Annotated in this window: 16 protein-coding genes; 5 read left to right on the top strand and 11 right to left on the bottom strand. The window is 73.4% G+C overall.

Translation table 11 applies throughout. The features are described from left to right. Positions 1-17 precede the first annotated feature (17 nt). Positions 18-962 (top strand): choline kinase family protein, encoded by a 945-nt coding sequence (locus miv_RS28345; protein WP_048429028.1) that lies wholly within the window; start codon positions 18-20, stop codon positions 960-962. Positions 963-1,176: 214 nt separating this feature from the next. Here miv_RS28345 and miv_RS28340 read toward each other — a convergent pair whose 3' ends face one another. Genes miv_RS28340 through miv_RS28315 form a run of 6 tightly spaced genes read right to left on the bottom strand, consistent with a single transcriptional unit; the run spans position 1,177 to position 8,063 of the window. Further along, positions 1,177-1,845: a class I SAM-dependent methyltransferase gene (locus miv_RS28340; protein ID WP_207180275.1), complete on the bottom strand. Its 669-nt coding sequence runs from the start codon at positions 1,843-1,845 to the stop codon at positions 1,177-1,179. Then, positions 1,842-2,954, bottom strand: a complete 1,113-nt coding sequence (locus miv_RS28335; protein ID WP_207180274.1) for a glycosyltransferase — start codon at positions 2,952-2,954, stop codon at positions 1,842-1,844. The genes miv_RS28340 and miv_RS28335 overlap by 4 nt, the downstream gene beginning before the upstream one ends. Beyond that, on the bottom strand, positions 2,951-3,877 hold the full coding sequence (locus miv_RS28330; protein ID WP_207180273.1) for a glycosyltransferase family 2 protein: 927 nt from the start codon (positions 3,875-3,877) through the stop codon (positions 2,951-2,953). The genes miv_RS28335 and miv_RS28330 overlap by 4 nt, the downstream gene beginning before the upstream one ends. A 38-nt stretch (positions 3,878-3,915) precedes the next feature. Then, positions 3,916-5,109 (bottom strand): glycosyltransferase, encoded by a 1,194-nt coding sequence (locus tag miv_RS28325; protein WP_244748758.1) that lies wholly within the window; start codon positions 5,107-5,109, stop codon positions 3,916-3,918. Between the two features lie 13 nt (positions 5,110-5,122). Next, the gene (locus tag miv_RS28320; protein WP_207180272.1) at positions 5,123-6,001 is read right to left on the bottom strand and encodes a glycosyltransferase family 2 protein; all 879 of its coding nucleotides are present in this window, start codon (positions 5,999-6,001) and stop codon (positions 5,123-5,125) included. After that, positions 5,991-8,063: an HAD-IIB family hydrolase gene (locus miv_RS28315; RefSeq protein ID WP_207180271.1), complete on the bottom strand. Its 2,073-nt coding sequence runs from the start codon at positions 8,061-8,063 to the stop codon at positions 5,991-5,993. The genes miv_RS28320 and miv_RS28315 overlap by 11 nt, the downstream gene beginning before the upstream one ends. Before the next feature lie 60 nt (positions 8,064-8,123). On the opposite strand from miv_RS28315, the gene miv_RS28310 reads away from it, so the two are divergent. Together miv_RS28310 and miv_RS28305 are read left to right on the top strand one after the other, a co-directional pair. Next, entirely contained in the window at positions 8,124-9,164 is a 1,041-nt protein-coding gene (locus miv_RS28310; protein ID WP_207183665.1) for a glycosyltransferase, read from the top strand. Next, positions 9,164-10,360, top strand: a complete 1,197-nt coding sequence (locus miv_RS28305; RefSeq protein ID WP_207180269.1) for a glycosyltransferase family 4 protein — start codon at positions 9,164-9,166, stop codon at positions 10,358-10,360. The genes miv_RS28310 and miv_RS28305 overlap by 1 nt, the downstream gene beginning before the upstream one ends. Here miv_RS28305 and miv_RS28300 read toward each other — a convergent pair. After that, positions 10,348-11,346, bottom strand: coding sequence for a glycosyltransferase family protein (locus tag miv_RS28300; protein ID WP_207180267.1), 999 nt, complete (start codon positions 11,344-11,346; stop codon positions 10,348-10,350). The two genes, miv_RS28305 and miv_RS28300, sit on opposite strands and share 13 nt — an antisense overlap. Before the next feature lie 140 nt (positions 11,347-11,486). On the opposite strand from miv_RS28300, the gene miv_RS28295 reads away from it, so the two are divergent. Together miv_RS28295 and miv_RS28290 are read left to right on the top strand one after the other, a co-directional pair. After that, positions 11,487-12,122, top strand: coding sequence for a glycosyltransferase family 29 protein (locus miv_RS28295; RefSeq protein WP_207180264.1), 636 nt, complete (start codon positions 11,487-11,489; stop codon positions 12,120-12,122). A gap of 8 nt (positions 12,123-12,130) precedes the next feature. Then, a complete protein-coding gene (locus miv_RS28290) occupies positions 12,131-12,799 on the top strand; it encodes a hypothetical protein (protein WP_207180261.1) in 669 nt (222 codons plus the stop codon). Positions 12,800-12,812: 13 nt separating this feature from the next. Here miv_RS28290 and miv_RS28285 read toward each other — a convergent pair whose 3' ends face one another. The 4 genes from miv_RS28285 to miv_RS28270 are packed head-to-tail and all read right to left on the bottom strand — an operon-like array spanning position 12,813 to position 16,278. Continuing rightward, on the bottom strand, positions 12,813-13,793 hold the full coding sequence (locus miv_RS28285; RefSeq protein ID WP_207180259.1) for a 5-oxoprolinase subunit C family protein: 981 nt from the start codon (positions 13,791-13,793) through the stop codon (positions 12,813-12,815). Continuing rightward, the gene (locus miv_RS28280; RefSeq protein WP_207180257.1) at positions 13,786-14,649 is read right to left on the bottom strand and encodes a 5-oxoprolinase subunit B family protein; all 864 of its coding nucleotides are present in this window, start codon (positions 14,647-14,649) and stop codon (positions 13,786-13,788) included. The genes miv_RS28285 and miv_RS28280 overlap by 8 nt, the downstream gene beginning before the upstream one ends. A 19-nt stretch (positions 14,650-14,668) precedes the next feature. Beyond that, complete coding sequence (locus miv_RS28275; RefSeq protein WP_207180255.1) at positions 14,669-16,030, bottom strand: acetyl-CoA carboxylase biotin carboxylase subunit; 1,362 nt, start codon at positions 16,028-16,030, stop codon at positions 14,669-14,671. A gap of 5 nt (positions 16,031-16,035) precedes the next feature. Beyond that, positions 16,036-16,278, bottom strand: a complete 243-nt coding sequence (locus miv_RS28270; RefSeq protein ID WP_091754850.1) for an acetyl-CoA carboxylase — start codon at positions 16,276-16,278, stop codon at positions 16,036-16,038. Positions 16,279-16,292 lie beyond the last annotated feature (14 nt).

Genomic DNA, 16,292 nt, shown 5'->3' with positions numbered 1-16,292 from the left:
AGCGCGGGAGATCCGGCATGACCCAGATCTGGACATCCTTCGGACAGGCGGGCAGCGAGAGCGAGCGGGCGCTGGAAGCCATCCTCGCCCGGGTCCCGGCCTGGCGCGGCAAGGCCCTGCGCTACCGCCCGGTGCCCGGGGGGATCAGCAACACCAACTGGCGCATCGGCATCCCCGGGGAGGCCGATTGCTTCCTCAAGGTGCCGGGTCGCGGCACCGAGATGTTCATCGCCCGCGACGCCGCCAACGACGCCAGCCGCCGGGCCCAGTCCTGCGGCTTCGGCGTGCCGGTGATCGACTACCTGCCGGACGAGGGTGTCGAGATCTTCGCCTTCGCGGAAGGGTTTCGCGCCTCCTCGAACCTCGACTTCCTGCGCCCGGCGGTGCGCGGCAACGCCGTGCGGGCCCTGCGGGCCTTCAACGATTCCGCTCCCCTCGGCCTCACCAAGACGATCTTCGACATGATCGAGGAGCATGTCGCGCAGGTGGCCCAGGTCGGCGGCCGCCTGCCGCCCGACCAGGGCCACCTGATGCGCGCCTTCGCCGAGGCCAAGGCGGCGCTGACCGCCTCGGGCCTCGACCTCGTGCCCTGCATGAACGACACGCTCGCCGGCAATTTCCTGATCGACGACGACGACCGGGTGCTGCTGGTCGATTTCGAGTACGCCTCGAACAACGAGCGCACCTACGAGCTCGCCCTGTGGTTCGACGAGATGGCGTTTCCGCAGGCCGTCGAGGACGAGATGATCGAGGCCTATTTCGGCCGCTGGGACCGCAGGATCGCCGCCCGCATCGCCGTGCTCAAGGCGCTCGGCGACCTCAAATGGGCGACCTGGGCGATGATCCAGGAGGCGGTCTCGACCCTCGATTTCGACTATTACAAGTACGGCTCCTGGAAGCACCAGCGGGCGCGCACGCTGTTCCACCATCCCGACTGGCCGCTCTGGCTGCGGCAGGTGTGAGGACCCGTCATACGAAATCCGGTCGATCGCTTCGCGATGCGGATTTCGGCCTCGCTCAAGCGTGTGGAGCCTGCGGCTCCACCGCGCGGGCTGGTGATACCGCTTCCGGAAGGAATCTTCCGGAAGCGGTATCAGACCCTCGCGCCTCGGCGACGACGCACGGTCGGGCTCGGCTCGGCGCCTTCGAGCGGATCCGTTCGAAGGCGCTGCGGTCTCAGGCGGGCTTCACGAACTTGGCCTTCCCCCGCAGCGACCAGGGGCCCGCGAGCCCGTGCTCGGCGCAGAAGGCGTCGACCGCCCGGGCGACGCCGGGAAACTTGCCCCCCTGGCTGTCGTAATCGTCGGCGATGAACAGGCCGCCGGGGCGCAGGACCGGCCACCAGGCCCGGAGGTCGGCCGCCACCGAGGATTCCTCGTGGCCGGCATCGAGATGGATCACGTCGGCGGACAGCCCGCGCAGGCGCATCAGCTCGGCGGCGTTCACCGAATCGAGGGGAAGCGGCACCACCCGCTCGGCCAGCCCCGAGCGCAGGACGTTGGCCAGGAAGGTGCGGTAGAGGCTCGGATAGCCGTGTTCCGGGCTCAGTTCCGCGAACAGCGCCGGATCGGCCCAGTGGTCGACGGCGCCGAGCCAGGTATCGACGGCGATCACCGTGCCGGACACGGCGTGCTCGGCCATGACCTGGGCGAGGTAGAGTACGCTCGCCCCCTTCCAGGCGCCGATCTCGACGACGGTGCCGGGACGCCACTCGCGCACCGCCTCCTCGAGATAGGGATGGATGCTGCGCCAGCCCTGGAGGTCGAGGGGGCGCAGGGCCTCGGGCGGGTTCGCGAAGGGATCGCGGCCGTGCCACAGCGCGTCGATGATCGTCTGGCGGGTCATGGTGCGGCTCGGGATTCGGGAGACGGGGGAAGCGTGGCGCCGGCACGAGGTGCGGCGCCGGCATGGAGCGCGGCGTAGAGCGCCTCGCAGCGGTCGAGCCAGAGGTCGCGGGTGAACAGGCGCAGCACCCGCTCGCGCGGGATTCGTCGCGGGATGGCGAGTGCCGCCGGGATCGCCCCGGCCAGCGCCGCGGCATCCTCGGATGGGACCAGGCAGCCGGCCTCGCCCACGACCTCCCGGGCCGCGCCGCGGGCAAAGCCGGCGACGGGCAGGCCGCAGGCCATCGCCTCGATCGCCGCCAGCCCGAACGGCTCGTCCCAGCACGGGGTGAACAGGAAGACGGATGCGCGGGCCGTCTCGGCGGCCAGCGCCGCTCCGGCCAGGTGGCCGCCGTAACGGATCGCCCCGCCGAGGAGCGGGCGGATGCCCGCCTCCCAGTAATCCGGTTCCTCGATCGGGCCGAACAGGGTCAGGGGCAGCCCGGCGCTCCTCGCCGCCGCGATCGCGTGGTGCGCGCCCTTCACGGGCGTCAGGCGCCCGCTCCAGGCGGCGCTGCCGTCGCCGTTCGCGCCGTAGGGCCAGGCGGCGGGATCGATGCCGTTGGGGAGAACGGACGCCTCGGGCGGCGGACCGTCCGGCCACCAGGCGGCGAGGTGGGCGGAGGAGGTCGCGGTGAGGCGGTGGGTCGGGCATGGGCTGTCGTGCACGAACCACCGGAGCGCGTCGTAGGGCGGCGCGTGCAGGGAGGTGAGGGTGGGAACGGTGCTCGTGCGCCGCCGCTCCAGCGGCAGCCGGCTGAGCGAGTTGTTGTGCACCACGTCGAAACCGCCGGCCGCGATCCGGTCGAGGGCGGCCGCGTAGGCGGCATCGACATGGGCGCGCAACCCGGCATCGCCCCGGTGCTCGAGGCCCGGAAAGCGCTTCTCGTGGTGGACCGGGCTCACCGGATCGAGGGAAAAGCGCGGGTCGCTGTCGCCGGAGGCGAACAGCACCACGTCGTGGCCCCGCGCGGTCAGCCCCTCGGCGAGGTGCCAGCAATAGGCTTCGAGCCCGCCCGCGAAGGGCGGCGCGATCGGATGGCGCAGATGGGCGAGGAGCGCGATCCTCACGCAGGCACCGCGTCCTGCACCGGCGCCTCGCGGGCCTCGATGGCGCGGATGACCGAGGCGGAGTTGGTGTAGGGCTGGTGGCCCTGCTGGCCGGTGAGGGCGAGGTCGTCGGCGTCGGGGCGGCGCAGGATGCGGATCGGCCGGTCGGGCGTGTCGTCGATCAGCCCCATCACCCGGAAGGCGTGGAGCCAGTGCCCCATGGTGCGGTAGCCCCACTTGGCCTCGAACAGTTCCGCGTTGCGCACCACGCTGTCGAGGTGATGGACCGGCGGCATGTGGTGGGGGTGGTACTGGTGATAGGCGAGCCCGCCCTTCATCCAGGCGATCGGCAGGCCGCGCCGGTCGAGCGCCTTGCCGAAATCGGTGTCCTCGCCGCCATAGCCGGTATAGCGCTCGTCGAAGCCGCCGGTGGCCAGGAAGGTGGCGCGGCGGATCGCGAAGTTGAGCGACCAGAAGCAACGGTAATCGTGGCAGATCTCGAGCCCCGTGGCCGGGGGGCCCCGGCGGTCGGAATGCTTCTCGGCGACCCGGGCCAGGTCCTCGTAGGTCCAGTGGCCCAGCGTGGCGGCCTCGGGCAGGTGCAGCACCTCGCCCATCAGCAGGCCGTCGAGGGTGCCGAGGCCCTTGGCGTAATCGGCGACGAGGTCGGGTGCGGGGATGCAGTCGACGTCGAGGAAGACCACGGCCTCCCCGGTGGCCGCCGCGACGCCGCGGTTGCGCGCGGCGGCGAGCGGCAGCTCGGTACCGGAAACCCGGATCTGGCGCACGGGGACCGACGACGCGGGCAGGTCGTAGAGGTCGTCCTGCATCACCGCGACGATGAACTCGACAGGTGCTTGGGTCTGGCGCTCCAGGCCGCGCAGAACATTGGCGAGATGCGCCGGCCGGCCCTTGGCCAGGGTCACGACGGAAACGGTGGACATGCGGGCTCTCGGCTCCGGCAAGAGGGAAGCGGGCAGGCTCAGCCGGCCGCGACGACGCGCAGTGGGGCGGTGGCGGCTTGCGAGGGCTCGGCGGCGCCTTGCATGGGCTCGGCGGCGCCTTGCATGGGCTCGGCGGCGCCTTGCCAAAGCTCGTCGGTCAGCCTTTCGAGCCAGCCCGCGGCGCGGGCGGCGGCGTCCGGCGCGTAGAGGCTGCGCAACGCCGCCCCGTCGAGGGCGCGGGCGCGGGCGAGGAGGTCGCGCCAGCCCTGGAGGTCGCCGGGCCAGAAAGGCGCCTGGACGGCGGCGCCGAGGCGCACCAGGGCTTCGGCCTTGCGGGTCTGCTCGCCGAAATAGCGCCATTCCGGCATCACGATCAGGCGGCCGCCGACGCGGGCGACCTCGTGCACCGTGTTGTCGCCGGCCGAGGCCACCACGATGTCGGCCGCCGCCAGGTAGTCGGTGACCGAGGGCACCCAGCCGAGTTCGCGCAAATTCGAAAAATCGGTCTCGTGGCCCTCGCGGTGGGTCGGCCCGAGGGTGAGCCACAGGGCGTCGGGCGCGGCGCGCGCCGCCACCGTGAGGGGGGCGTAGGGCGTACCGCTGCCCCCGCCGCCGGTCACCGCCACGACGATCTCGCGGTCGGGATCGAGCCCGAGCCTGGCCCGCGCCTCGGCCCGGTCCGGCACCCGGTCGACGCTGGTGCAGAGCCCGCCGCTGTAGAAGGTCTTGGCGCGTAAGTGCGCCGGATAGTCGTCCTGCTCCATCCGGGGATCGAACGGCGCCAGCATCCCGACGCAGGCCTCGTAGGACCCGACATGGCCGATATCCTGGCGGTCGCCATGCATGCGGATCTGCACCGCCGGCACGCTGGCGATACGGGCGAGCAGCGCGATCTCCGCCGAGACGTCGACGACGAACAGGCCGATCCCGCGCTCGTCGAGATGGTCGAGGATCTGGCGCATCGTCCGGCGCATCTCGGGCAGGCCGAGCGGCACGCAATGCATCACCTGCGGCGTCGGCTCGGCGTAGAGGCGCGGCGTCGGCACCGCGGCGCCGATCATGTTCGGCAGGGCCACGATCTCGATGTCGCGGGAGAACCCGTCGAACAGGTGGGGGCCGGCGGTCAGCACCGAGACCGGGCGGTCGCGGGCGAACTCGGCCGCCACCGCCATCGTGCGGTTGGCATGGCCCCGTCCCTGGTGGTGGACGAAGAACGCGATCGGCTTCTTCATGGTCTCTCGGTCGTCAGGAGAACAGGGCGTCGGGCCGCGAGGCGGCGGCGATCTCGGGCGCGGTCGGGGCGCGCAGCAGGCGGATGCTCTCCGCCTCCTCGTCCCAGGCGATCAGCCCGGCGTCGCGGAACTGGCCGAGCCAGTAGGTCATGCACCAGCGCCCGTGCCGGGCCCGGAAGCGCGCCGCGTTGGCGAGGATCGGCGCGAAGTGCTGCAGCGGCGGGACGTGGACCGGATGGTGCTGGTGGTAGGCCCGCGCGCCCCCGACCCAGAAGGTCGGCAGGCCGCTGCCCGCAAGGCGTGCCGCGAGGTCGGTCTCCTCGCCGCCATAGCCCGCGTAAGATTCGTCCATGCCGCCGACCGCGTGCCAGGCCCGGGCGGGCAGGGCGAAGGACAGGCCCCAGAGCTGGCCGGAATCCGGCTCGGGGTGGAGTCCCGCCTCCGGCACCGGCGGGCGCGCCGGGTGGGCGCGGCCGATCCGGTCGAGGGTCGCGTCGTCGCTGTCGGCAGGCAGGCCACCGGGCGGCAGGTACAGGACCTCGCCCAGAAACAGCCCGTCGGTGCGCGCCGCGGCCCCCGCATAGGCGGCGACGAGGGACCGTCCCGGGATGCAATCGACGTCGAGAAACACCAGGAGGTCGCCGCAAGCCGCCTCCGCCGCCCGGTTGCGGGCGGCGGCGAGCGGCATCGGCTCGCCCGGGACGTGCAGGTGGCGGACCGGGCAGCCGGGATCGGGCAGGTCCGGCTCGGCCTCGGGCTGCATCCAGGCGATGACGAGTTCGCGCGGCGATGCGGTCTGGCGGGCGAGGCCGCGCATCAGGTGGCGCAGCCGGTCGGCCCGGCCGCGCACCAGGGTCAGCACGCTGACGGCCGCGGCGGTCTCAGCCGGCATGGGACGCGAGCGCCTGGCTTTGGAGCGCCCGGCGGAAATGCCCCACGCCCTCGATGATGCCGCGGGCATGCGAGGCCCGGGCGACGTAGGAATGCTGGAGCGCCGCGTGGCCGGCGAGGTCGTCGGAATAGTTCGCCACGATGATCGACTGGGTGCGGGCGCGCAGCATCTCGATGTCGTTGCCCGAATCGCCGGCCACGAACACCGCCCGCTCGGGCAGGCGGTAGAGGGCGCGGACGTGGTCGACGGCGGTGCCCTTCGAGGCCCGTTCCGGCAGGACGTCGAGGTAGCGGCCGTGGCTGTGGATCACGCTGCCCCGCAACCCCGCCCGGGCGAGCCGGGCCCGGACGCGGGCCGCCGCCGCGGCGTCGCCGAAATAGCTGAGCTTGAACGCCCGCTGCTCCAGGGGCCCCTGGGGCACGAGGCCGTCGAGGCCGGCGAGCGCCGCGCGCAAGGCCTCCCGCTCCCAGCCGGCGGAGACCGTTTCGCGCCAGGCGGCATCGGCCGTGTAGGTCACGCCGTTCTCGTCGAGGTGGTAGATCTCGGAGCCGACCGAGGTGATCATCACCTGCGGTCGCGGGCTGTCCTGCTGCTCCAGGATCGCCATCGCGCTGTGGAACGAGCGCCCGGTCGCGACCCCGAAGGCGAGGGCTTCCTGCCGGCTGCGCCAGCGGCGGAAGGTGCTCAAGCCCGCCTGGCAGCCGACGAGCGTGTTGTCGATGTCGCTGATCAGGAGCTGGCGCGGCGCCCGCATCGGCGGCACGGGGGCGTGCAGCGCCCGCAGCAGGGCGTGGTAGCGCGCGGCGTGCCGGTCCCAGTCGTAGGCTGCCGCCGCCCGCGCCCCGCCGGCGACGCAAGTCGCGTAGAAGCTCGGATCGTCGAGGATCGTCACGCAGGCCGCCGCGATGGCGTCGGGCTGGCGCGGATCGACCAGGATCCCGTTGCCGCAGGTCTCGACGATGTCGTTGGGCCCGCCGCTGTCGGTCGCGACGAGGGGCAGGCCGGCGGCGGAGGCCTCGAGCAGCGTCAGGCCGAACGGCTCGTTCAGCGCCGGGTTGACGAACAGGCCGCCGCGCACGCGGGCATGGGCGTAGAGCGCCGGCACGTCCTCGGGCCGGTGGGTCTTGGGATAGGCGACCCGGCCGTAGAGGTCGTAGCGGTCGATCAGCACCAGGAGGTCGCGCATCGTCGCGGCCATGTCGCCGTCGAGCGCGTCGATGTCGTCGCGGGTGCCGGCGACGAGGACGAGGTTCGCCCGCGCCTGCAAATCCGCGCTCTCGCCGTAGGCCCGCACCAGGGCCGCGAGGTTCTTGCGCGCCACCGGGCGGGCGAGCGCCAGCAGCACCGGCTTGTCGGGCTCGTGCAGGAAGCGCGCGATCGTGGCGTCGACCCGCGGGTCGGGGCGGCTGTCGGCGAAGCGGGCGAGATCGCTGCCCGGCGGCAGCACCCTGATCCGGCCGGGATCGTAGGCGGCGTAGCCCGCATACTGCACCTCCGCCTCGTCGCGGGAGGACGCGACGACGAGGCTCGCGCGGGCGAGCGCCTGTTCCTCGGTGGCGATCCGGCGGGCGAGGTCGGGACGGGTCGCGGCCCCCTCCCCCAGCGTCGCGGCCTTGACCCGCCCGAGCGAATGGGCGGTGAACACGAACGGGAGGCCGAGGCGCTCCTCGACGATCGCCGCCACCGCGGCGGCATCGGCGTAATGGGCGTGAATCAGGTCCGGGGCCCGCGCCTGCAGGCCGATCCAGGCGATCAGGCTCTCGGCAAAGCTCGCGACCTCCGCGTGCATCTCCTCCTTGGTGCGGTAACCCGGGGACGTGCTCGCCAGCCGCACCAGCGCGACCTTGTCGCCGAGCCGCTCTTCGGGCACGGCGTAATCGGGGCCGGGCGGGCCGTCGAACAGCCGGGTCGCCACCACGATCCGGTCGATCCCGGGATCCTGGGCCGAGGCGGCGACGAGATCGAGCAGGTAGCGGATATGGCCGCCGGTATCGGCGGTGAGCCCATAGACGACATCCCGGCCGCGCAGGCAGCCCTGCAGGGCGACGTGCAGAACGAACATCAGGCCGCTGCCACAGCGGACAAGCCGCAAGCACAGGACGGTTCGAGTGAGGTGTCTTCTTTGATCCGCGTCGCGCAAGTCGCCCCGAACATCTTTCCCATCCCCCCGGACCATCACGGCGGCACGGAGCGGGTCATCCACGACCTCAGCACGGCGCTGCGAAGCTTGGGGGTGGAGGTAACGCTGTTCGCCCCCTCGGACAGTGCGACACACTTACCCCGTATCGGTAATTACCCGAGCCTCGCGGCCCTGGAACGCCGGCACGGCCCCGTCGCGCCGGGCGTCCCGGCCGCCCTCGACGCGCTGCAGCTCGACGCCCTGCGCCGGCATCTCGACGCCTTCGACATCGTCCATTGCCACGGCGAGTTCGCGCATGCCGCGCTGCTCGGCGAGCGCCGGTCCCACAGCCTGACGACGATCCACTGGCGGGTCGACGAGCTCGACCGGGCGTTGTTCTTCGAGGGGTTCCCGGATCTGCCGGTGGCGGCGATCTCGGCCGCGCAGGGCGCCGGCATCCCGGCCTCGAACCGCGCCGGGGTGATCCATCACGGCATCGACCGGGATCGCTACGCGGCCTCCCCGGCGCCGGGCCGCCACCTCGCCTTCGTCGGCCGGCTGACCGACCAGAAGCGGCCCGACACCGCGATCCGCGTCGCCCGCGCCGCCGGCCTGCCGATCCGGCTCGGCGGCACGATCGACGTCGGCAATCCGGGCTATTTCGACCGGGCGGTGCGGCCGCTGCTCGGCGAGGACGCGGTCTATCTCGGGCCGGTGGACGACGCGGCTAAGGGCGCGCTCCTGCGCGAGGCCGTCGCGCTCCTCTTTCCGATCGACTGGCCCGAGCCGTTCGGCCTCGTGATGATCGAGGCGATGGCCTGCGGCACCCCGGTGATCGCCTGGAACCGCGGCTCGGTGCCGGAGATCGTCGAGGACGGGGTGACGGGCTTCGTCGTCTCCTCCGAGGCCGAGGCCGTGGCGGCTTTGGCCCGGATCGGCACCATCGACCGGGCGGGGGTGCGCCGCCGCTTCGAGGAGCGGTTCACCGCCGAGCGCATGGCGCGGGACTACCTCGCCCTCTACCGGCGCCTGCTCGGCCGCTGATGCGCACCGCCCTCCTCGCCTGGGACTATCCGCCGGCCCCGAGCGGCCTCTCCACCGCCGCCCGGGAGATCGCCGAGAGCCTGGCCGGATCCGGTGCCGACGTGACGGTCTTCACCCTCGACCGCGCCGGGACCGCGTGGGCCGGGGGCGTCCGGATCGTCGGCCTCGCCCTGCCGCCGGGAGGCCCCCTCGCGCGGCTTCGGCTCTGGGGCTCGCTCGGCCATCTCGCGGCACCCCTCGCCTTCCGCCGCGCGGTGCTGGCGGCCCATCGTGACAGCCCCTTCGACGTCGTCGAGGCGACGAACTGGTACGCCCCGGCCGTCCTGCTCGCCGGGCGCCGGGATCTGCCGCTGGTGACACGCTCCTCGACGCCGGCCGCCTTCACCCGCGGCTCGGCGCCCACCCTGCGCGACCGCCTCGACGGGGCGAGCGCCGACGCCCTCGAACGGCGCCAGGCGCGGGGCAGCGCCGGCCTCATCGCCAACACCGCCGCGCACGCGGCGGTGATCGACGCGGCCTACCGGCTTTCGGGCGGGCAGCCGGCCGCGGTGATCGGGCTGAGCCTGCCGCCGGAGATCGTGGCCGGTGCGCGCGCGGCTCCCTATCCGGAGACGGAGGATCCGGTGCAGCTGCTCTTCGTCGGCCGGGCGGAGGCCCGCAAGGGCTTCGACGCGCTCATGGCCGCGCTGGCGATCCTTTCCGACGAGCAGGAGCGGGGCGCCCTGCCGCCGTTCCGGCTCGACCTCGTCGGGGTGCCGCAGGGGGACCTGCCCGCCGACCTGCCCGCCCCGGCCCGCGCCCGGCTCCAGCCCCGCGGCCGGATCGACGCGGCGGCGCTCGCGGAGGCCTATCGGCACGCCCACATCGTCCTCGCGCCCTCGCGCTACGAGAGCTTCGGGCTCGTCTACCAGGAGGCCATGGCGTATGGCCGCCCGGTGGTGGCCTGCGCGGAGGATGCCAGCGCCCGCGCCTTCGTGGGCGATCCCGGGGCGGGGCCTCTCGCCGCGGAGGCGACCGGCCCGGCGCTTGCCGACGCCCTGCGCCCGCTCCTGCGCGATCCGGCCTTGCGCCGCGCCTACCGCGCCCGGGCGCTGGCGGCGGCCGGACGGTTCGACCGGGCGAGCCTGGGGCGCGAGACGCTCGACCTGTACCGGCGGGCGATCGCGGCGGCGCGGAGCTGGCCTCAGGCCCGGTAGGGCCGCAGCAGCGCCGCCTCCTCCTCGGGCCGCCCCCGCCCCGGATCGAGGGTCTCGTAGGTCCGCGAGCGGGCCCGCACATGGGCGAGGCTCAGGGCGTGGTCGATCGCGCCGGTGAGGGCGAGGAGGCTGCGGGGCCAGCCGCCGTCGAGGACCGGCCGCTCGTGGACGCGGCCGGCATAGCGGGTCCCGGCCCGGTTCAGCCGGTACTGCACGTCCGGGTAGACGTCCGAGAGCATACCGTCGACCCGGTTGCGCCGGGGCAGCCCGACCGAGACGACGTCGCCGTCCTCGGCGAGCGCCGCGAGCGCGGGCAGGGCCCGGCCGAGTGCGGGGTCGATCGTTTCGTCGGTGTCGAGCTGCAGCATCCAGGGGTGTCGCGCCAGGTCCTGAAGGGCGTTGCGCTGGGCCGCGAAATCGCCCGAGAGCGGCCGGGCCGCGACCCGCACGGCCCCGTCGGAGAATCCCGGGACCGAGACCGGGCGGGGCGGAGACCGTTCGCCGTCGAGCAGCACCACCACGTCGTCGGTCCAGGCGGCATGAAGCGCGAGCGCGGCCAACACCGCGTCGCACTCGGCCGCCCGGCCGATCAACCCGAGGGAGACCGGGCGTCCCCCCGCGAGGTCGTACAGGACGGCCTGCGCGGCGCGGACCGCGTGGGGCCGCAAGAGGGCGGCGCGGTCCTCCGGCCCGAGGGGGTGCAGGCCGCGGCCGAGCCGGGTCGCGGCGCTGCGCAGGGTGTAGACGTCGAGGCCGTAAGCGGCGTCCGGATCAGGTACGAAGAGGTCTTGGCCGAGGCGCCGGGCGAGGTCGTCCCAGCAGCGGGCCGGATCTGCACCACGCTCCGTCAGAACGCCGCAGGACTCGCAGGCAATCGGAAAGGTGCGCCCGCGCCCGCCCGGATAGGCGAGGCGCCGCGCGCTCGGCGCCGGCATGGCGGCGGCACAGAGGAAGCAGCGGCGGGCAGGCCCGGTCTCGGCTGTCATCGCGGGGGGCTCCGGCATGTCGGGGCTGGTCGCCCGGGGCCGGGCGCCATACTTCCCCGTCCTATCCGCAAAAGCGTTGCCGCAAGACCCCGAACTTCGCCGCCTCGCGCGACCATCCTTGTCGAGAAGCCTCGTCCTCCATGCTCGCCCCCGATCCCCTCCGCGCCGCGTGGCCGGGTCCATCCCTCCACGGCCCGGTCGTGGTGGTGGGCAACGCGCCGGGCGTCGATGCGGCGGCGGCCATCGATGCGGGGGGAAGCGTCGTGCGCTTCAACAACGCGGCGGGCTTCGGGGGCCGAGCCGGCACGCGGGTCACGCATCTCGTCCTCGTCAACCGCGGCGGGCAGATGCGCGAGTGGCTGGACGATCCGGGCTTTCGCGACCGCCCGGTCGTGCGGCAGGCCGGGTGCTTCGTCCTGCCCTTCCCGATGCTGCCCGAGGCCCATAACCGCCCCGAGCCGATCTGCTTCACCCGCGAGGCGCTGGCGATGCTGCGCGCCCTCGGCAGGCCGGTCCACATCCTGCCCGAGGAGCTGCACGAGGCGGCGAGGGCCGATCTCGGGCCGCTCGCGGGCGAACGGCCGAACCCGAGCACCGGCTTCCTGACCGTGCTCGCCCTCCTCGCCGGGCGCCCCGCCGCGGCGGACCCGGTCGAGGCGTACGGCTTCGGCTTTGCCGGCTGGCCCGGCCACCCTTGGGCCGCCGAGCGGGCCTGGTGCAGCCGCGCCGCCGCCGCCGGACGGCTGCGCCTGCACCCTCCCCCGACCGACGCGTGAGATCCTGAATGGCGACCCTGATCACCGTCCTCAAGAGCGGCGGCCGCTACGACGCGGCCTGGGTCGAGCGCCTCGCCCGCGGCGTGCGCCGCCACGCGCCGGGCTTCACCCGGATCCTCTGCCTCACCGATACGCCGCTCGCCCTCGCCTCCCTCGCGGCGGCGGGCGTCGAGGCGGTGGGCCTTCGCCACGACTGGCCGGCCTGGTGGGCGAAGATGGAGGCGTTCCGGCCCGGCCTCGCGGTCGATGGCCCGACGCTGCTCTGCGACCTCGACACCGTCTTCACCGGGCCGGCCGATGCGCTCGCAGAGCCCGGCCTCGCCGCCATGGAGGACTATTTCCACAAGGGGCGCGTCTCGAGCGCGCTGCTGCGCTGGCAGGGCGACGAGCTCGCCTTCCTGTACGAGACCTTCGCGGCCGAGCCGGAACGCTGGATGACGGCCGGCGCCTGCGGCCCGGTGCCGAACGCGGTCCACGGCGACCAGGTCGTCATCGACCACCTGATGCGCCGCCGGGGCCTGCGGCCGGACTTCCTCCAGCACCGCGACCCGCACCTCCTCGACTTCTACGACCCCCGCCGCGACGCGCACGGCCCGGTCGTGATCTTCATCGGCGAGGCGAAGCCGGACACGGCCTCCGGCGCGGTCCACGCGGCCTGGACCGGAGCAGCGGCTTGAGGCCGGACGCCGGTTACGCGAGCGCGGCGCGGATCCGCGCGAGGCGGTCGGTGCGCTCGCGCCGCGCCGCGAGCGCGCCCGCCATGTCGGTGCGGGCGAACTGGACGGGCTGGTGCGGCTGGAGCTGTCCGATCAGGTCCATGTCGGCGGAGATCACCGTGCCGATCATGAAGTAGCCTCCGCCCGACACCGCGTCGCGGTGCAGGACGATCGGCTCGGTGCCGCCCGGCACCTGGATCGAGCCGTAAGGATAGCCGCTGTCGACGATGTTCGAGGGGTCGGAGCCGGCGCCGAAGGGCGGCTCGCGCGGCACGAAGGCGAGGGGCTGCCCGCCGCGGAAGCGGTAGCCGATCCGGTCGGCTTCCGGGGCGACCTTCCAGGTCTCGGCGAGGAACCGCTCGGCGGCCTCCGGCGTGACCCGGTGGTCGTAGAGGCCGGGCAGCATCCGCAGCACCGGCTCGGGGATGCGCCGCAGGTCCGCCGGCAGGGAGCGCCCCTCCGGCACCGGGCGCGCGGGTCCGAGGGGGAGACAGTCGCCGGCCTTGAGCGGCCGTCCCTCGTGGCCGCCGAGGGCGCCGAGCGCGTAGGTCGACCGCGAGCCCAGCACCACCGGCACGTCGAGGCCGCCCGCGACCGCGATGTAGGCCCGCGCGCCCGCCTTCAGGAAGCCGAAGGACAGGACCTGGCCGGCTCGGACCGGAAAGGCGGTCCATCCCGGCTGCTCGATCCCGTCGACCTTGGGCGGCATCTCGGCTCCCGTCACCGCCACCACGGCGTCGGCGGCGAACCGGATCTCCGGCCCGAGGAAGACCGCCTCCAGGGCGGCCGCGCCCTCGTCGTTGCCGACGAGGAGGTTGGCGGCGATCAGGGCCTCCCGGTCCATCGCTCCGGAGAGCGGGATGCCGAGATGGTAGTAGCCGGGCCGGCCGAGGTCCTGCACCGTCGTCGACAGGCCGGGCTTGACGATCTCGATCATGGATGCGGCCTCAGCCATGGAGCCCCTCCAGCAGCGCGGCGTTGGTGCCCGCCGGATCGGCCTGGAACGCGGCGAGCGAGAAATCGGCCGGTCGGATCACCGGGCTGAACCGCCCGGCCGCGACATCCTCGACCGTCGCGTCGTATTCGTCGCGCCCGATGGATCGGAATTTCACGATGTCGCCGGGCCGGAACAGGATCATGAACTCGCGCAGGTAGCTGATGATCTGCGCCGGATCGTAGATCGGCATCGGGGTGATGCCGAACATCTGGTAGCCGCCTGCCCCCCGCACCGAGTAGATCGCCCCGAAGCAGCCGCCGTGGCCGACCGTCAGCTTCGGCGTGTCGGTGCGCGGGCGCAGGTATTTCGGCACCTGGATCTGCTTGTCGCGCGCGACCATCTGGGTGAGGAACGGCAGCCCCGCCACGAAGCCGACCATCGAGACGAACCACGGCGAGCCGGCATGCGCCGCGACGAGGGCCGGCACGTCCGGGTAGCCGTTGATCCGCGCGGCGTATTCGAGGTCGGTGGCCTGCGGGTCCTGGTGGCGCTCGCGGAAGCGCATCAGGGTCTCGCGGGTCCAGGGGTCGTCGTAGAAGACCGGCATCTCGATGATCCGGGTCTTCAGGTCGGCCCCGCCGCCGCCGGCGCCCTCGAGGCTCCGCAGCTCCCTGAGCAGGTCGTCCGGGGCGATGACGTCGGGATCGAACCGGATCTGGAACGAGGCGTTGGCCGGGCAGATCTCGGTGACGCCGCGGATGCGGCTGTCGCGCACCGCGTTGGTGATCGAGAGGCTGCGGAAGAAGGCGTCGAGGGACATCGCCTCGTCGACCTCGACGAAGACGTGCTCGTCGCCACCGAACGTGTAGCGCATGATCGCGGGGCCCCCTTTGTCAGGTGTCGAGCGGATGGGCGTCGAGCCAGGCTTCGAGCCAGCGGGTATGGGTGTCGCCCGCCCGCACGGCCGGGTCGGCGAGGAGCGCCCGGTGCAGCGCGAGGGTGGTCGGCAGACCCTCGACGGCGCATTCCCCGAGCGCCCGGCCGAGGCGGGCGAGCGCGGCCTCCCGGGTCTCGTCGTGGACGACGAGCTTGGCGAGCAGCGAATCGTAGAACGGCGGCACCGCGTAGCCGGGATAGAGCATCGTATCGACCCGCACGCCCGGACCGCCCGGCAGGCTCAGGGCCTTGATCGTGCCGGGCGCCGGCCGGAAGCCGTCGGCCGGATCCTCGGCGTTGATCCGCACCTCGATCGCGTGGCCGCGCGGGCGGATGTCGGCCTGGCCGAGTCGCAAGGGCTCGCCCCCGGCGATCCGGATCATCTCGCGCACGAGATCGATGCCGGTGATCATCTCGGTGACGGGGTGCTCGACCTGGATCCGGGTGTTCATCTCGATGAAGAAGAACTCGCCGGACTCGGAATCGTACAGGTATTCGAGGGTGCCGGCGCCGCGATAGCCGACGGCCCTGGCGAGCCACACGGCCGAGGTGCAGAGCGCCTCGCGGGCATCCGCCGGCAGGCAGGCGGCGGGCGCCTCCTCCCACACCTTCTGGCGGCGGCGCTGGAGCGAGCATTCGCGCTCGTAGAGGTGGATCGCCTCGCGCCCGTCGCCGAGCACCTGCACCTCGACGTGGCGGGCGCGCGCGACGAAGCGCTCCAGGTAGAGCCCGCCATCGCCGAAGGCGGCCTTGGCCTCGGCCGCGGCCTGCGGGATCAGGACGTCGAGGTCGTCCGGCCCCTGCGCCACCCGGATGCCGCGCCCGCCGCCGCCGGCCGCCGCCTTGATCATCACCGGAAAGCCGATCGCCTCGGCGGCCGCCCTCGCCGCGTCCAGCCCCTCGACCCGGCCCTCGCTGCCCGGCACGGTCGGCACCCCGGCCCCCGCGGCGACCGCCCGGGCGGTCGCCTTGTCGCCCATCTGCCGGATCGTCTCCGGCGCCGGCCCGATGAAGGTCAGGCCGGCCGCCTCGACCATGGCGGCGAAATCGGCGTTCTCGGCGAGGAAGCCGTAGCCGGGATGGACCGCGTCGCAGCCGCTCTCGACCGCGGCCCGCAGCATCGCCTCCTTGTTCAGGTAGGATTTTCCGGCATGGGCCGGCCCGACCTCGACGACCGCGTCGGCGAGGCGGGCGGGCAGCATCTCCCGGTCGGCCGCGCTTACCGCCTGCACGGTCTCGATCCCGAGCTCGCGGGCGGCGCGCCCGATCCGCAGGGCGATCTCGCCCCGGTTGGCGACGAAGATCCGGCGGAGCGCCATGGGGCTCAGGCCTCGATGTCGTAGAGCGGCTGGCCGGCCATGACGGCGTCCTCGTTCCCGACGTGGAACGCCCGCAGGGTGCCGGCCTCCTCGGCGATCACCGGCGTGAAGGTCTTCATCACCTCGATGAGCCCGACCGTGTCGCCGACGGCGACCGCGTCGCCCTCGGCCTTGAACGGCGGGTCGCCCGGATTGGCCGCGCGGTAGAAGGTGCCGGGAATCGGGGCCTGGATGGTCTTGAGGGCCATGGTCGTCCTCGTGG

Origin of the sequence: Methylobacterium indicum, from assembly GCF_017347565.1 — a bacterium.
GTDB lineage: Bacteria > Pseudomonadota > Alphaproteobacteria > Rhizobiales > Beijerinckiaceae > Methylobacterium > Methylobacterium indicum.
Note: the sequence above shows the minus strand (reverse complement) of the source record. Positions and strands in the feature narration are given on the sequence as shown.

Coding starts and splice junctions, on each gene's coding strand:
- miv_RS28345 (WP_048429028.1), top strand. CDS start 18: ATGACCCAGATCTGGACATCCTTCGGACAGGCGGGCAGCGAGAGCGAG.
- miv_RS28340 (WP_207180275.1), bottom strand. CDS start 1,845: ATGACCCGCCAGACGATCATCGACGCGCTGTGGCACGGCCGCGATCCC.
- miv_RS28330 (WP_207180273.1), bottom strand. CDS start 3,877: ATGTCCACCGTTTCCGTCGTGACCCTGGCCAAGGGCCGGCCGGCGCAT.
- miv_RS28325 (WP_244748758.1), bottom strand. CDS start 5,109: ATGAAGAAGCCGATCGCGTTCTTCGTCCACCACCAGGGACGGGGCCAT.
- miv_RS28320 (WP_207180272.1), bottom strand. CDS start 6,001: ATGCCGGCTGAGACCGCCGCGGCCGTCAGCGTGCTGACCCTGGTGCGC.
- miv_RS28315 (WP_207180271.1), bottom strand. CDS start 8,063: ATGTTCGTTCTGCACGTCGCCCTGCAGGGCTGCCTGCGCGGCCGGGAT.
- miv_RS28305 (WP_207180269.1), top strand. CDS start 9,164: ATGCGCACCGCCCTCCTCGCCTGGGACTATCCGCCGGCCCCGAGCGGC.
- miv_RS28300 (WP_207180267.1), bottom strand. CDS start 11,346: ATGACAGCCGAGACCGGGCCTGCCCGCCGCTGCTTCCTCTGTGCCGCC.
- miv_RS28295 (WP_207180264.1), top strand. CDS start 11,487: ATGCTCGCCCCCGATCCCCTCCGCGCCGCGTGGCCGGGTCCATCCCTC.
- miv_RS28290 (WP_207180261.1), top strand. CDS start 12,131: ATGGCGACCCTGATCACCGTCCTCAAGAGCGGCGGCCGCTACGACGCG.
- miv_RS28285 (WP_207180259.1), bottom strand. CDS start 13,793: ATGGCTGAGGCCGCATCCATGATCGAGATCGTCAAGCCCGGCCTGTCG.
- miv_RS28280 (WP_207180257.1), bottom strand. CDS start 14,649: ATGCGCTACACGTTCGGTGGCGACGAGCACGTCTTCGTCGAGGTCGAC.
- miv_RS28275 (WP_207180255.1), bottom strand. CDS start 16,030: ATGGCGCTCCGCCGGATCTTCGTCGCCAACCGGGGCGAGATCGCCCTG.
- miv_RS28270 (WP_091754850.1), bottom strand. CDS start 16,278: ATGGCCCTCAAGACCATCCAGGCCCCGATTCCCGGCACCTTCTACCGC.